General features: G+C 35.0%; 13 protein-coding genes and 1 pseudogene. 9 read left to right on the top strand and 5 right to left on the bottom strand.

What is annotated here, in order from left to right; all coding sequences use genetic code 11:
• The first annotated feature begins 151 nt into the window (after positions 1-151).
• Both MHH45_RS12970 and MHH45_RS12965 read left to right on the top strand, forming a co-directional pair.
• The gene (locus MHH45_RS12970) at positions 152-1,324 is read left to right on the top strand and encodes an amino acid deaminase/aldolase (RefSeq protein ID WP_016113128.1); all 1,173 of its coding nucleotides are present in this window, start codon (positions 152-154) and stop codon (positions 1,322-1,324) included.
• On the top strand, positions 1,312-2,625 hold the full coding sequence (locus tag MHH45_RS12965) for a D-arabinono-1,4-lactone oxidase (RefSeq protein WP_016131187.1): 1,314 nt from the start codon (positions 1,312-1,314) through the stop codon (positions 2,623-2,625). Before MHH45_RS12970 ends, MHH45_RS12965 begins: the two co-directional genes overlap by 13 nt.
• Positions 2,626-2,629: 4 nt before the next feature.
• On the opposite strand, the pseudogene MHH45_RS12960 reads toward MHH45_RS12965, so the two are convergent.
• Positions 2,630-2,932, bottom strand: a pseudogene (locus MHH45_RS12960) (hypothetical protein); the annotation flags it as partial.
• 25 nt (positions 2,933-2,957) lie between these two features.
• Positions 2,958-3,260, bottom strand: coding sequence for a hypothetical protein (locus tag MHH45_RS12955; protein WP_016113131.1), 303 nt, complete (start codon positions 3,258-3,260; stop codon positions 2,958-2,960).
• A gap of 961 nt (positions 3,261-4,221) precedes the next feature.
• On the opposite strand from MHH45_RS12955, the gene MHH45_RS12945 reads away from it, so the two are divergent.
• The 5 genes from MHH45_RS12945 to MHH45_RS12925 all read left to right on the top strand — a co-directional run bounded on the left by MHH45_RS12945 (position 4,222) and on the right by MHH45_RS12925 (position 8,565).
• Positions 4,222-5,466: a 3D domain-containing protein gene (locus MHH45_RS12945; protein ID WP_016113132.1), complete on the top strand. Its 1,245-nt coding sequence runs from the start codon at positions 4,222-4,224 to the stop codon at positions 5,464-5,466.
• A gap of 103 nt (positions 5,467-5,569) precedes the next feature.
• Positions 5,570-5,797 (top strand): helix-turn-helix transcriptional regulator, encoded by a 228-nt coding sequence (locus tag MHH45_RS12940; RefSeq protein WP_077294953.1) that lies wholly within the window; start codon positions 5,570-5,572, stop codon positions 5,795-5,797.
• Positions 5,790-6,263, top strand: a complete 474-nt coding sequence (locus tag MHH45_RS12935; RefSeq protein WP_016113134.1) for a hypothetical protein — start codon at positions 5,790-5,792, stop codon at positions 6,261-6,263. The genes MHH45_RS12940 and MHH45_RS12935 overlap by 8 nt, the downstream gene beginning before the upstream one ends.
• A gap of 134 nt (positions 6,264-6,397) precedes the next feature.
• Positions 6,398-7,834, top strand: coding sequence for a hypothetical protein (locus MHH45_RS12930; RefSeq protein ID WP_016113135.1), 1,437 nt, complete (start codon positions 6,398-6,400; stop codon positions 7,832-7,834).
• A gap of 95 nt (positions 7,835-7,929) precedes the next feature.
• A complete protein-coding gene (locus MHH45_RS12925; RefSeq protein ID WP_016113136.1) occupies positions 7,930-8,565 on the top strand; it encodes a class A sortase in 636 nt (211 codons plus the stop codon).
• Between the two features lie 22 nt (positions 8,566-8,587).
• On the opposite strand, the gene MHH45_RS12920 is transcribed toward MHH45_RS12925, so the two are convergent.
• Positions 8,588-9,973 carry a peptide MFS transporter gene (locus tag MHH45_RS12920; RefSeq protein WP_016113137.1) on the bottom strand — a complete coding sequence of 462 codons (1,386 nt, stop codon included), beginning with the start codon at positions 9,971-9,973 and terminating at the stop codon, positions 8,588-8,590.
• A gap of 553 nt (positions 9,974-10,526) precedes the next feature.
• Here MHH45_RS12920 and brnQ1 point away from each other — a divergent pair.
• Positions 10,527-11,828 carry a branched-chain amino acid transport system II carrier protein BrnQ1 gene (brnQ1, locus tag MHH45_RS12915; protein ID WP_077295003.1) on the top strand — a complete coding sequence of 434 codons (1,302 nt, stop codon included), beginning with the start codon at positions 10,527-10,529 and terminating at the stop codon, positions 11,826-11,828.
• A gap of 41 nt (positions 11,829-11,869) precedes the next feature.
• Here brnQ1 and MHH45_RS12910 read toward each other — a convergent pair whose 3' ends face one another.
• Entirely contained in the window at positions 11,870-12,418 is a 549-nt protein-coding gene (locus MHH45_RS12910) for a DUF3916 domain-containing protein (protein ID WP_016113139.1), read from the bottom strand.
• A 202-nt stretch (positions 12,419-12,620) separates the two neighbouring features.
• On the opposite strand from MHH45_RS12910, the gene MHH45_RS12905 reads away from it, so the two are divergent.
• Positions 12,621-14,360, top strand: a complete 1,740-nt coding sequence (locus MHH45_RS12905; RefSeq protein WP_016132542.1) for a DUF2339 domain-containing protein — start codon at positions 12,621-12,623, stop codon at positions 14,358-14,360.
• Between the two features lie 34 nt (positions 14,361-14,394).
• Here the strand turns inward: MHH45_RS12905 and MHH45_RS12900 are convergent, their stop codons facing one another.
• Complete coding sequence (locus tag MHH45_RS12900; RefSeq protein ID WP_088094309.1) at positions 14,395-15,948, bottom strand: DNA-binding protein; 1,554 nt, start codon at positions 15,946-15,948, stop codon at positions 14,395-14,397.
• Between the last annotated feature and the right edge of the window lie 82 nt (positions 15,949-16,030).

The following is a 16,030-nucleotide window of genomic DNA, read 5'->3' as shown; positions in this document are numbered from 1 at the left end:
AATGATTCATGATCCAGTACAGGCAATCACTTCTATTGAAATAGTTAAAAAGTTTCTTCGTAAAGAAGAAACTTTTTTTGTTTAGACACAGGAAAATGATAGTTTTGTTCCAATATGTATAAGACATATATATAGAAGGGGAGAGAACAATGTGGAGCGTAACATATTTCAAAAGGTTCCCTTACCATGCGCATTTCTTGATGAAGAAGCGTTAGAAAGAAATATAGAGTCAATTGTGCAATTGTGCGGAGGAAAGAAAGTTCGTATTGCTAGTAAATCGTTACGATCTGTTCCAGTGATGAAGAAAATTTTAGCCGCTAATAGTTGTTTTCAAGGCATTATGTGTTTTTCACCACGAGAAGTAATATTCTTAATAAAACAAGGATTTAATGATTTGTTGCTTGGATACCCTATACATGATGAACAAGCACTTCAAGAAATTAGTTTGCTTACAAAACAAGGACTTATAATCACTTGTATGGTAGATTGCATAGAACATATTGCTTATTTAGAGAAAATTGCAATAGAAACAGGTGGACGCTTTCGAATTTGTATTGATATCGATATGAGTAGTCATTTTTTTCAGTTTCATTTTGGTGTTAGACGTTCTCCTATACGTACTACTTCTGAGGCTTTAAACGTTATTGAAAAAGCAATTCAATCTTCCGTTTTACAAATAGACGGTGTAATGGGATATGAGGCACAGATTGCAGGAGTTGGGGACGCTGTACCAAAGCAAGGTTTTAAAAATAAAATAGTTGCTTATTTAAAGAGAAAATCTGTATTTGAAGTGATGAAACGTAGACAAGACATTGTTCGCGTGTTGCAAGAACGAGGAATTACACTTCGTTTTGTAAATGGAGGAGGCACAGGAAGTATAAAAACGACAATGCAAGATGAATCCGTTACAGAGATTACAATAGGTTCTGCTTTTTACTCTCCCAAGCTCTTTGATTACTATAAAGATATTAGATTTGAACCAGCTGTTGGCTTTGCGTTGCCGATTGTTAGACAACCAAGCCAACATATATATACTTGCCTCGGTGGCGGATATATTGCTTCAGGAGCAGTTGGGAAAGACAAACAGCCTGAGATTTGGGAGCCAAGTGGGGCAAAGTTGTTAGCTTTAGAAGGAGCTGGAGAAGTACAAACGCCCGTTTATTATGATGGTTCAGAACATCTAACGGTTGGGGATGCCATGTTATTTCGGCATAGTAAAGCCGGAGAACTATGTGAGCGTTTCTCATCGTTACATCGTATTGTAGGTAACAAAGTGATAGGGAAGTATTCAACATACCGGGGGGATGGTCAATGCTTTCTGTAAAAGGGCAGAAATGGAGAAATTGGACAGGGAATGTAGAAGGAAATCCACAATATACGATGTATCCAAAAAGTATACAAGATGTAATAGAAGTAGTGAAGTTTGCAAAGGAACAGGGAAAGAGAATTCGTGTTGTTGGATCAGGACATTCCTTTACACCTCTTGTGCAAACAGAGGAAATTCTAATTTCTTTAGATAAGCTACAAGGGATAGTAGACGTCGATTCACAATCATTCATAGTAGAAGTATGGGGCGGAACAAAGTTGTATAACTTAGGAAAACTGCTGGAAGACATAGGATACGCACAGGAAAATTTAGGAGATATTGATTCACAATCTATTGCAGGAGCAATTAGTACAGGGACGCATGGAACAGGTATTCAATTTGGTAGTTTGGCAACACAAGTAGTAGAAGTTACAGCTGTGTTGGCATCTGGAGAAATTATTGTTTGTTCTGAGAAAGAGAATCCTGAATTTTGGAAGGCATTTCAGTTATCTCTTGGCATGCTAGGAATTATTGTAAAAGTTAAATTAAAAGTCATTCCAGCTTATTCACTTATTTATGAAAGCAGAAAGGAATCGTTTTCTACTGTAATAAACAAACTAGAGAAATATAAGCAACATCGTCATTTTGAATTTTTTGTGTTTCCGTATTCAGATGATGTCCAAGTGAAAATTACAAATGAAACAACAGTTAAAGGGATAGATTTAAAGTGGCATAAGTTCAAGACAGAACTACTTGAAAATATAGCTTTTTCATTATTGTCTAAAGGATGCAAGTTACTCCCTTCTATAAGTAAAGGAGTTAGTAGACTGTCAGCAAAGGCAGTACCGAATGCAAAAACAATTGGTCCAAGTTATCAAATATTTGCTACATCTCGTAATGTTCGTTTTTATGAAATGGAGTATAGTGTCCCAGCGCAGTATATGAAAGATGTAGTAGGGGAAATTTACAACCTCATTGAAAAGAAGAAATTCCAAGTTCATTTTCCAATTGAATGTCGTTATGTAAGGGGAGATGATATATGGATAAGTCCTGCTTATAGAAGAGATTCAGCGTATATCGCTGTGCATATGTATAAAGGAATGAAATACGCTGCTTACTTTACAGCGATAGAACATATTTTTCAAAAATACGAAGGGCGTCCACATTGGGGGAAAATGCATACAATGCGATATGAACAATTACAATGTGTTTATCCAAAGTTAAACTCTTTCTTGGAAGTTAGAGAAAAGGTAGATCCAATGGGAGTGTTTTTAAATCCATATGTAGCAAAAATGTTTTCTGTTTATGAAAAAAGCTGACAAATTATTTGTCAGCTTTTTGGAGTGTAATTGCATTTCGTGTATGACTCATTCGCTCGTAAAATAGTAATTTATCACGACTAAATACGTGCAGTAGAACGTGGATAACAAAGAGACCGTTAATTACGAATAGGAATAATAATGTAACAAGTAGAATTAAAGTATCGGCACGATTTAAAATGGAACTACTAGAGAGAATATAGTTCATTCCTCCTAAAATAAAATAGAAAAGACCGTAACGAATCAATAATTCTTTAATTGTAATTCGTTCATTTTCACCTTTTATATGAATACGAAGAAGAACCTTACTGCAAATTGGCAGAAAGCTCTTCTTAGTGGGGATATTTAACATGCGTAGCATTGGATTTTGATGAGAGAATATAGCTTTGGAATTGTTGCTTCCATGTTAAAGTGGTGGTCTCCTTTTTTTGAGAAATCCACTCGTGATAATCTTGTTGCGTTTTCCATAATATACGAATCATATACTCATTTTCATGTTCAGTACGCTTCGTACGAGAAAATTCTAGATTAATAAACCCGTATGTACCAGGGTTTGGATAGTATTGTTGCAAGGAACGAATTACTTTTTCTTCATAGCCAAATTTAATATGAATAAGTTTTGTAACAATAAACATGATTGCACCCCTTTTGTATTAGTAATAAGAAATTAGAGTGAATATCCTGTTTTAGTCATAACATGTGCAATCCCTCCTGTTATTCTTACAAGGTTAGGGCATGTTTGTAATATCGATTCATCCCGTTCGAAATTCATTTTATAAAACATGATATACATTTAATGTTATGCTATTCTGAAAATTAGAAGTAAATAAAAGGAAGACGACAAATTTTTTATCCCGCTATTCGCGGACAGTAAGACCCCCACCTCAAAATTCAGCGAAAGTAAAGAAGTTAGGTGGGGGATCAATTGCCTGTAAAAGCCCGATTGGTGAGGGCTGATTAAAGTTTCACTTTATAAGAAAAGCTGTCCTATTTTTTAGTACAGCTCTTTCGTTCTTATAGGAAAATAATGGTGAGTATCCCCACGATGACACAATAAAAAGAGAAATATTTTAAATTTCCTTTCGCCATCAAATGTAAGGAAAAAATGAGAGTTAAACCATATGAATCTATTTCGATTTTTCAATATATAAGTCGCTGTTACGAAGAATAAAAAGTGACCTGCATTTATTTTTTTTTCTTTTTTAGATTGGTATGGGGCAAGGGAAGAATTTGACCGCTTCTATGCATGGCTTGATGCTCTCTTCCGCCCAAAAAGAAAGGTTTTATGATGGTTTTTCAATTTGGATTTATATAATTTGTAGAGGGTTGTCATATGTTGTCAACAGACTGATTTTGTATCAGTAGGGTTCCTACAAGATTTGACAATATTTTTAATGTCGTGTAATCTTTTGTTTCTAATATACGAATTTACATTTTGTAAGATTTGTATGAAAGTAAGTTGTTAAAAGTTAAGTGTGCATTACATTTTATGGTTTGTTTTCATTTTTTTGTCATGAAAAATAAAGTGTATTTAATGAGTTTGTAAACAAACTGTAAAATAAATCATGTATAACTGTATGAGAAGGGAGTCGGATTATGAACTATTTTAAGCGAATCAGTAGTCTAGTATTAGCAGGAATTATTGGTCTTTCTAGTACAGTCGCTGTAAAAGCTGAGTCAAACGACGAGAAACTGGACAACATGCAACAGCAATTGCAGCAGAATAACAATGATATTCAGCAAAAAGAACAAGAGAAGCAAGCTGTTAATAAAGAAATACAAGGTATTGAAAATGAACTACATAATTTAAATAATACAATTACAAAAAACAAAGAGGACCAAGCTGCTATTCAAAGTAAAATCGATGAAACGCATAAACAAATTGAACAGAAAAAGCAAGAGATTATCGTTTTAGAGGATAAAGTACTTGCTCGTAAAGATATTATGAAAAAACGTATGGTTTCTGTTCAAAATAGCTCAAATACGAGTTTAGTAGTAGAAGTTGTAGTAGAATCAAAGAATTTTGCTGATTTCTTACAACGTATGAATGCAGTATCTACAATCTTAGATGCAGATAAAGAGATTTTACGTCTGCAAGAACAAGATCTTCGTCAAATTGAAGAAGACAAAAAAGCAATTGACGAAAAGGAAGCGTCTTTAGAAGTAGACAAACAAAAATTAGCAAAAGCACAAGCGGATTTACAAGAAAACTTGAAAAAGCGTCAAGAAAACTTACAAGCTGTGCAAGCAAAATATAATCAAATTGCAAGTCAAATTAATTTAGCTGAACAAGAAAAAGCAAAAATTGAATCAAGTATGAAAGAAGTACAAGAAACAATTGCTCGTGAGCAAGAAGCTGCAAGATTAGCAGCGGAAGCTCAAGCAAAAGCAGAAGCAGAAGCAAAAGCTGCGAAAGAAGCAGAAGCAAAAGCAATAGCAGACGCGGCTAAGCAAGCAGCACCAGCGCCTAAGCAAGCTGAAAGTGGAAAAACAACACCTACTCCTCAGCCAGATCCAAAGCCGGCTAAAGGTGGTCGTGAAATTTATGTATTGGCAACTGCTTATACAGCTGATCCGTCTGAAAATGGAAATAAACCAGGTGAAACTGTAAAATCTAAATTGGGTCATAACTTAACTGCAAACCCAGGAATGAAATTAATTGCTGTAGATGATGCGGTTATTCCATTGGGATCTCGCGTATATGTTGAAGGATACGGTGAAGCAATTGCCGGGGATACTGGCGGAGATATTAAAGGTCATAGAATTGATGTATTAATGCCAGATAAAGCTTCTTCTAGCGCTTGGGGACGCAGAACGGTTAAAGTTACAATTTTAAATTAAAATCAAATCCAACTTTACATCTGGTAAAGTTGGATTTTTTTACGAAATAAATGTTAAGTTGAGTTTACATTTTGTAAAGTTTAGCATACAATAATGGTAAGAGGTGGTAAAATTGACCATTTACAATAGAGTGAAGGAGCTAAGAGCCCGTTTTAACTTTACGCAGAGCGTATTAGCTGAAAAAGTTGGCGTAACAAGGCAAACGATTGCAGCGATTGAAAAGGGTGATTACGTTCCATCATTGTTATTAGCGCTAACGATTTGTGATGTATTTGGTTTGAAGATGGAGGATGTGTTTGTTTTAAATAAGGAGGGAGAAAAAGGTGAATAGAATCATTTCGTCTTATGTGGTGAATGTGTTATTTATCGGATTAGCTAGCTGGGCATTTATTGAACTCTATTATTTTGAGGTGGAATTTGCAAATATCATTCAAACAGAGAAAGTGCCATTTGAAATATCGATGAGCATCACACCGTTTTTATTGTTATTGATTGTAGCTGTTGTATCAACTATTTTTTATAAAGTTCAAAAGAAGAAATATAAGAAATTATCTTTTTGGATGTTTCCTCTTTTATTTCCACAAGATGATGAGCGGGAAGAAATCATTACAGCAAAAGCATGTCGTACGACTTTTATGGCGCTTTGGTATGTTATGCCGACTGCAGCTGCATTGCTTGTTATATATCCGATTGTAACCCCGTATATTCCTGCGTACCCATTATATGTTGTGTTTTTAATCTTCTTTATACAAATGACTGTATTCCATATTTCACTTTATCGAAATAAATTTGCTTGAAGACGTGCCACGTGCACGTCTTTTTTTGTAATAAACATCCTATTTTTTACAAAAAATTAACGTATATCGAAGTGAAGATTTACAAACGTTTTTTATGATAGAAATTGGGCTTATTGAATAAAGGGAGTGGGGAAATGAAAAAGGCGTTCTTATACGGTGGGATCATTGTAAGCGTATTATGGACAGGAAATGATGTGAGGGCAGAAACAATAGACAAGGACGAACAACAGGTTGTGAATAAAATAGAGACGTTACCAAAGGGAAGTATATCTAACCCAGCGTATCGCGGGAAAGTGGAACAGATGGTGACGGACTTTATTGGTAAAAAACATAAGGATACAAAAGTTAATCGAATCGCCTCATTTCAAATGCCAAATGGGAAGGCTGAAATTACAGCATCAACACCTGATGGGAATACACTTGTTGTTACGGAAGCAGATTTAGGACAAATTCAGATTCTATCAATTGCAGATTTAGAGAATATAAAAGTATTAGGAAATGTGAGTTTTAAAGAAATTCATTCAGAAGCAGAAGTAACGAGTGTAACGGTTACACCAGACGGAAAGTACGCATTGGCTGCTTTTCGAACTGGAGATAACTTATATTATGCAAATAAGGGACAAGTGGCGGTAGTGGATTTAGCAGCGCAGAGAGTTGTAAAAACGTATGAAGTAGGTGTAGGACCAGATTCAGTAGCGTTAACAGCAGATGGAAGAACACTTATTATTTGTAATGAAGATGAGGAAAACGATCCAAATGATGAAAATGAAGTGAATATGAAAAAAACAAAACGACCAGGAAGTATTTCTATGATTACATTTCCTGACGGTGATGTCATGCGCGGGGAACATATTGAGCTTCCAATCTATATGAGTAACATTAGTAATGGAGCAATATATAAACATGACCCACAGCCGGAGTATGTAGCGATTAGCCCAAAAGGAGATAAAGCGGCTGTTACATTGCAAGAAAATAATGCGGTAGCAATTGTAAATATCGCAGAAAAACGAATTGAAAATATATTTGGTCTGGGCACGACAACACACAAGGCGGATTTAAAAAAGGATGGTACCGTATCTTTTCAAGATGAGATAACTGCACGATTAGAACCAGATGGTGTGACATGGGATCCGTCTGGGCGATTTCTCATTACTGCTAATGAAGGGGATCTTGGTAAAAATGAATTTAAAGATGGCGTGAAATCAGGAGGGAGAAACATTTCTGTATGGAGTCAGGCTGGATCTCTTGTGTATGATAGTATGAATCTTATTGATGAAAAAGTAGCGGCTGCGGGTTTATATCCTGATAGCAGAAGTGAGAATCGCGGAAGTGAAGTGGAAAATGTAGCGACTGGTATGATAAAAGGAAATCCTATTTTAGCAGTGGCTGCTGAAAGGGCGAATGCTGTATTATTTTTCGATATGACAATTCCAATGTTTCCGGTTTATATTGGACTTGCTCCATCAGCTGGGGCAGCACCGGAAGGAATTCATAAAGTAAACGGTCGAGATTTGTTTGTGAGTGCGGATGAAGTAGATGGAGTGTTAAGTTTTTATCGTATAAGTAAATAAATTTCTTTTCCTTTTCGTCTCATACTTGTACATATAGTCATCTTACTTTATCATCTTATATAGAAGTAAGATTTTGTAAAGGAAAGGGATTATGTATGAATAAGCGAAGAATATATAGTATACTAGCAATTCTTTTATTTGTTGTAGGTGGTGTGTTAATTGGAAAACCATTTTATGATGAATATAAGGCAGGGAATAAGCAAACAGCAAATGCACAGGCTGTTCAGAAAATGGAATACCAAAAACATGAAACAAAATTTGTAGATGCTTCTAAAATTGAGCAACCAAATTTAGCGGAAGTTGCGAATGCATCGTTGGATAAAAAACAAGTAATAGGACGTATGTCTATTCCAAGTATTTCATTAGAACTTCCAGTTTTAAATAGTTCAACTGAGAAAAACTTATTATCAGGTGCGACGACTGTAAGAGAGAAGCAAGAGATGGGAAAAGGGAACTATGCATTAGCAGGACATAACATGTCAAAAAAAGGCGTTCTATTCAGCGATGTATCAAGATTAAAAAAGAACGATAAAATTTATTTATATGATAATGAAAATGAATATGAGTATGCTGTTACTGGTGTATCAGAAGTAACGCCTGATAAATGGGAAGTAGTAGAAGATCACGGGAAAACGGAAGTTACACTTATTACATGTGTATCTGTATCAGATAACTCCAAGCGTTTTGTTGTTACTGGGGAATTTGTAAAAACGAAGAAAATAAAAAGCTGAGGAATTGCTCCCTCAGCTTTTTTTAGTCCATCCATTTTACCAGTTTTTTAGAAAGCAGTAATAAAACACATCCTAAAACAATAGCGACTGCTCCTATAACTGTGAATACTTCTGAATATCCAAGTGAAGTTGTAAAACTAGCGAGTTGGCCACCTAAAATGTTAGCGATCCCTGAACTAGCTAACCAAACGCCCATTAGTAATGAGGCAAGTTTTACTGGTGCAAGGGAACTGACCATTGATAATCCAACAGGTGATAAGAACAATTCACCTAATGTATGGAAAAGATAAGTAAAAACAATAAATAATAGGTTTGCTTGCTCTGTAATGTTGTGTTCATCACTACCTGTTTTTAATGTAGCGATAACAAGAACGATATAACCGATTCCAAGTAAAATCATACCGAGTCCCATTTTTGTTGGGATTTTTAAATCTCCACGTTTTGTTGTAGCAAGCTTAGCCCATAGTGCTGAAATAGCAGGAGCAAGCAAAATGATAAATAGTGGATTGACTGATTGGAACCAAGATGTTGGGATTTCCCATCCAAATACAGAACGATCAACAAACGTGTTTGTATATAACGTTAACGAGCTACCAGCCTGTTCAAAACCAGCCCAAAAGAAGACGACGAAGCAAGTTAGAATAACAATAACTGCTGTATGTTGTTTTTCTTTTTTAGTGAGTGGTGTATTACCAGCTGTTTGTTTCCCTGATGCTGCTTGTAAATCTCTTGTTGGTCTTTTACCGATATCACCAAGGTAGCGATTAGACAATGTTGTAAATAAAATTTGTCCAATAATCATACCGATTGAAGCAGCTAAGAATCCGTAACGGAAGCCGTAATGAACAACGCCATCTACTGTTGTTTTGAATAAATTTTCTGATAAAAACCCGCAAACGAGTGGAGCTAAAAATGAACCGACGTTAATACCCATATAGAAAATGGTAAATGCACTATCACGTTTTGGGTCATTTTCTTCATACAGTTGTCCAACAAGTGTAGAAATATTTGGTTTGAAGAAACCATTACCAATAATAATAAGCGCGAGTCCAAGGTATAGGCCGATTTGGTTTTGCAGGGCAAATAGCGTAAGGTTACCGATTGCCATTGTCACGCCACCTATCGTGATAGCTAAGCGTCTTCCAAGAAATCGGTCAGTTAAGTATCCACCAATCATTGGAGTAAAGTAACATGCTCCAGTGTAAAAACCATAGATAGAAAGTGCCCACCCGGGACTAAATCCAAGACCACCACTTACTAAAGCTGTTGTTAAATATAGTGTTAATAATCCTCGTAATCCATAGTAACTAAATCGTTCCCACATTTCTGTGAAGAAGAGTAAGTATAAACCTGGAGGATGTTTCTTGTTTTTTTGTTGTTTTTTCTCAAGTTGTATCGCTGATTCCATTTAAGTTTCCTCCTGACACAAACGAAAACAAGGTTAATAGTTTTGTATGTTTAATAGTTTACTTTATTAACTATTAGATGTCAATAAAGGTCGATTTTTCAGAAGAAATTGGAAAACAGAGCGGATATAGAATGGGGATTTCTTTTGTGGTAGACTATGGACTATATTTGTTTTAGCGTATAAGTGAAAATTGAAAAACAATGTAAAACCTTTCTTTTTAGATGGAAGAGAGCATCCGACTATGTATAGAAGCGGTTAGGGGCTCAAAAGGAGAAAACGAGTGGAGGTCTGCTTTTGTTTTCAAAGCCGCAACTGATATGTTGGAAAATCAAAATCGAGTTATATACCTCTCTTTTTAAATGGGAGAGAGCATTTGTTCATGGATAGAAGCAGTCAGATCCTTTTTCTGTCTCATGCTAAGTGAAGACAAAGAGAGAGGATGAGTGCGAATCATCTTTTGTTAGGCGTAGCCGCAATTTATATGTTGAACAAACAAAATGTATATAGGGTGAAAAGGATTCCACCTTATTTGAAAGTAAAAAAGGAGAAAGAAATGAAATCATTACAGAAAAAAGAAATTTTACTTATGAGTCTGATGTTATTTTCCATGTTTTTCGGAGCTGGAAATCTTATTTTCCCACCTTTCCTTGGATATGAAGCAGGGGACAATGTGTGGATTTCGTTGTTTGGATTTATCATATCAGCAACTGGACTTCCGATATTAGGTGTAATGGCAATTGCTAAGGCCGGAAGTTTCCAAGGACTAGCAAATCGTGTACATTCCTCTTTTGCAATTATTTTTCCTTGTTTAATTTATTTGTTTATCGGTCCTGGGCTTGGTATACCACGTGCAGGAAGTTTAGCTTTTGAAATGGGACCAGGCCAGTTTCTTCCAGAGGCTAGTGGTATATTCCTACTCGTCTATACAATCATCTTTTTTAGTATTGTATATTGGTTAAGTTTATCGCCATCGAAATTAATAGGGCTGTTTGGAAAGTTGTTAACACCTTTATTATTATGTATGATTTCCCTTATTTTTATAAAGAGTATGATTACACCAGTGGGAGATGTTCAAGTACCTGTAGGGAACTATGGGAAATCTGCGGTGTTTCAAGGTTTTTTAGATGGGTATTTAACGATGGATGCTTTAGCAGCATTAATCTTTGGAATTGTTGTAGCAAATGCTTTGCGTGAAAAAGGAGTACAAGATGAAAAAGGCTTAGCAAAGTATATGAGTATGGCAGGTATCGGTGCTGGTCTATTATTATCTCTTATTTACGTTATTCTCGGATATGTCGGATCAATAAGTGGCTCACTTGGAAAATTTGATAATGGTGCACAAGTATTAGCTCATGTGATGACTACATTATTTGGACAAAGCGGTATGATATTATTAGGAATTATTTTTACAGTTGCTTGTTTGTGTGTATCGATTGGACTTGTTACATCTTGTAGTCAGTTTTTTACAGAAGTATTTCCAAGTGTCTCTTATAAAGTGTGGGCTTTTGTCTTAAGTGTCGTTAGTATGATTCTTGCTAATTTAGGATTAACACAAATTTTAAAAGTATCAGTCCCTATTCTTGGGTTTATTTATCCGATTGCTTTAACACTTATTATTTTAGGAATATGTCATAAGTATATCGGTAAGTATACGTATATATATCCAGTGACTATTGGACTAGTAGCGGTGTTTAGTGGAATAGATATTTTAAATCGTAACGTGCTACTTTCAAAATGGACATCTATATTAGAACACATTCCTTTATATACAGAAGGAGTAGGATGGATTATTCCAGCGATTGTAGGTGGCTGTTTAGGAATGATTGTAAGTGCTTGTATGAATAAAAAGGATTAGAAGAAAAAGGTGTTTTCTATACTGGAAAACGCCTTTTTTGTTTAATCTAATTCACCTATAAACCAGATTTCTTTGTCATTGTAATCAGAATCAGTAAAAATTTCTGTATATCCTTTTACTTGTAATTCGTTAGGTATATGTAAGCCGCATTCTCTTTCAATATCGCGTTCTTGTGGTAATGGAATCCACTGTGGTCCGTCCATGTATCTACCTAGAAAGCCTTCAAAAAATCGTGCTATTCCTTGTTTACTACATACAATTAAGATATTAGAAGCGTGTAAATTAGGGAAAGAGACAACAAAATAAATACGATACTCTTTTTCAGTTGTAGTTTTTATACGGATTAAATGCTCTACTCGATTGATTGCTGTCTGTAAATAAAATTGTTTAATCGCGTTTGATTTACGTTTTGAATGCATATAAGAAGGATTGAAGGGAAGAGGAATAGACCAGCAATCTAAAGCAGAATGTTTGTTAGCATTTGGTAAAGAGCTTGTATGCATAGTCGTATATTGCAAGAAATTCCGGCATGCACGCCGTAGACCACGGGTTTTCTTTTTTGAGCCATTGTCCCCAATCGATTGTTTCAAAGCAACACCTCATAAACAACATTTTGTAGTTAAAAAATAAAAGGTGGAATACTGTTATATTACTATAATAGCAGAAACTGGAGGGAATTAAGGAAAATTCTCTTAAAAAATGAATAAACTAATAGTATGATATAGGTAATTGGTAATTTCACCAATTATAGGTATATTCCTGTTTTAGCAGCAAGATTAGAGGGGGGAGAGAATGAAAGAGGATTTAAACAAAAAAATAGAAGCTCTAGAAACAGCAATTGATACAATACAAGAGGCGCTCTATGAATTAAAGGTACAGCAAAGGGAAATAGAAGGAAAAGTTCAGCAAGAAAGAGAGCTGAACAAACAGGAGCTTATTGAAAAGAAACCAGAAGTCAGCATCCCCGCGCCAAATGTACGGCAAGAAGAAATAGTCGTTAGTCAAGAAAGTGTGGAGGAATCAGAAGTAAAACAAGTAGATATATCTGCGTTTAAGCCTGAACCATTTGACATTATAAAATTTTGTCAAACATGGCTACCACGTATTTTCGTTGCAATTATGCTACTTGGGGTAATTTGGCTATTTAAAGCGGGAGTAGATGCGGGATTACTTACTCCAGCAATTCGTATTATATTTGGCGTAGTATTATCAGTTGGTTTGTACTATGTAGGTGATATGCAAATAAAACAGGAACGTCAAGCATTAGGGTTAGTATTAGCTGGGGGGAGTATTACAGGGATAGTTTTAACGACATTTGCTGCACATTATTTGTATCATTTCTTTCCAGCAAGCATTGCATTTATACTTAATATTATTTGGATTATACTTGGCATTTATCTTGCTAAGCGATATCAATCAGAGTATCTCGCTATATTTGTATCTGTGGGTGCCTTTTTTGTACCGTTCTTATTAAATAGTACAGCACCTAATTCTTACATTTTCTTTGGATATGAAGCAATATTAACGATTAGTTTATTATGGTATGCGTATAAGAACCGTTATCAATATTTATATATGGTGTCTTATTGTGTTTCTGTACTTGTAACATTTGTCTTCTTTGTGATTATGACAGCGTTACTAGGAAATTTAAATGTACAATTAACAGTTGTTTATGGATTCATTCATATTACACTTTTTTGGCATATGTTTAATGATAGAAAATTTATTTATCAGCCTAGAAGTGGGATATTTAGTGCCAATGCAATCTTCTTTATTATGACAATTGTAAAAATTCCAGACTTTACAACATGGGGACTATTGATTAGTACAATTGTGCACGCTGTAATGTTTGTAGCTGAATATACGAAAAATAAAAAATCATTATTTACCGATCTTTTATTTGGATTTGCAATGGGATCGTTTAGTTTAGCAATTTTATATGAGTTCAGCTTAGTAAATGGATCGATTGTCTTAATGTTACAAGGATTCTTAGGTGTTGTTACTTCTGTTAAATTGAAACAAGAAATTAAGTTTTATATAAGCGTTGTCATTTATGCGATTGGTATGCTTCAAACGCTCGTTAGTCCATTTGAAGCATTTATGTCAGCTTCTTTTGTAGCTCACTTCATTTTGCTTGGAACATTTTATTATGGCATGATGAGAGTGAAACCAATGTTACAACGGTTTGGAAAACATGTGTATTCAATTACACTGTACGGCTTTATGGTACTTGTATTTATTACAATTACTAGAATAGGAGAGGTTCTTTCAACAAGCGGAAGTATCATTAGTGTACCTGTCTCTCTTTTATGGATGATATATGCTTTAGTTTCAGTTTGGTTTGGGCGTAATAGAAGAATGAATGAAATACTGTATGCGGGGCTAGTGGTGTTAGTTGTGACAGTGAGTAAGTTATTCTTCTTAGATTTACCAGAAGTATCAATGATGATTCGTGCAGTATTATTCTTACTTATTGGTGGACTAGGAATTGTTATTTCTAGAATGTTTTTCTCAAAAGAAAAAGATGAGTAGTAAAAAAGCAATCCATTTAGGATTGCTTTTTTTATTATTTATTATTAATAGTGACAGCTTCATTATATTTTGTCGTTGTATTTTGACGAAGACGCAAAGTGGCTTGTCCAGTTGTATTTGGTGCGAGTTGTACATTTACTACTTTTTCAGCAAAACCTAGACTGTTTGTTATGAAAGAGAATGTATTACTATATCCAAAGTTAGACGGCCAAGTACCATTTTCATTTTGGATTTTCGCAACTTGTGATCCTCCAGTTGTAAAAATTCCTAGAGAATAATTACTATATGTTGTATTTGGTAATAAGTTATTTAATTGAATTTTCACTTGGAATACTTCATTGTTTGGCAGGATACTAGGATGCGTAACTACGTAATTATTTACAGGTGTAGTTACTGTACTGCTGTATCCATATGAACCTGGCTTAAATGTATTTGTATTGAACCATTTATATCCTTGATTTGGGGCGCTCCAAGGTTCTGGTTGTGGCTCAGTTGATAAATTAGGTTGCTCAAATGTTTGTAAAGGTGTTGGGTTATCAAGTTGTAAGCCATTTACTTGATCTAAACTTGTATAGGTTTCTTGTTTAGATAACCAATTAACAATATTATCCAATAAGATAGCGTCATTTTCTTCTTTATACCCATCATATGTTTTTTTTGCTTGTCCTGTATCTTCACGAACATATTTTGGTGAGGCATCCTCAACAGGAGAAGAATCGCCGATAAATGCTGTTTTTCCAAGGCCAACCTTAGCAATAGCAGCATAAGGACCTTCTGCAATACCGCCACCATTATAAACACCACTATCAACAGCGTTATTCCATTTTGATGGGTTTTCTGGAAGGTACACGATTCCTTTTGCTAATTTAGGGTTTGTAATGGCAAGTGTAGAACCAGCATGCATAGCTACTGATGAAACACCTTTCGTAATACCAAAGGATTGTTCAGGTGATACAATATTTTTGGCAGAAACATCTCCAAGCGCATTATAGCGAAAGCGAATACCAAAGTTTTGAGATAACCAATCGGAGCTTTCTACTCCTTGCATTACTGGTGAGTTTGCTTCTTCATTAGGCATACCTTTTGCAGGGTTGTCCCATGCACCACGTCTGTATCCATTAAATACCTCTGAAGAATCCCAGCGATTCTTATTTCGGTCTGCATTATAATGATCTGCGATAAAGAAAATACTACCACCATTTTTAACATACTGTAACATAGCATCTTGTTCAGATTTTTTATAAGGAATATTTGCTTCAGGAACGATAAACACATTATAATCTTTTAAATTTTCATATGTAATAGGTGTAGATTGGCGAAGCTCTTTTACAAAATATCCATTTTTTGCAATGCCATTTCCAAAATCGGAAAAACCACCATCAATGACCCAATCAGCTGTACCTGCTGTTTGCCCATGTGTATTATCAAATAATACTTTCTTCCCATTGTTTTGATTTACAACTTTTGCAGCAATTTCAGGTGCTGGATCTGTAGAACTTTCGGCGAAAGCAGGTGGAATATAAGTGCTTCCGATACTGAGTGTAATTGCTGTTGCTAAAGAAAGTTTAAGCCATTTTTTGTTCTTCATAGAAGAATCCCCCTAATAATAAATATATGTCCCTTAATAATGTAATGGATTTTTTTATGAAAATAAAGATGGAAAATGTAAA

Origin of the sequence: Bacillus sp. FSL K6-0042, from assembly GCF_038006685.1 — a bacterium.
Lineage (GTDB): Bacteria > Bacillota > Bacilli > Bacillales > Bacillaceae_G > Bacillus_A > Bacillus_A pseudomycoides.
This window is presented reverse-complemented; position numbering and strand designations above follow the sequence as displayed.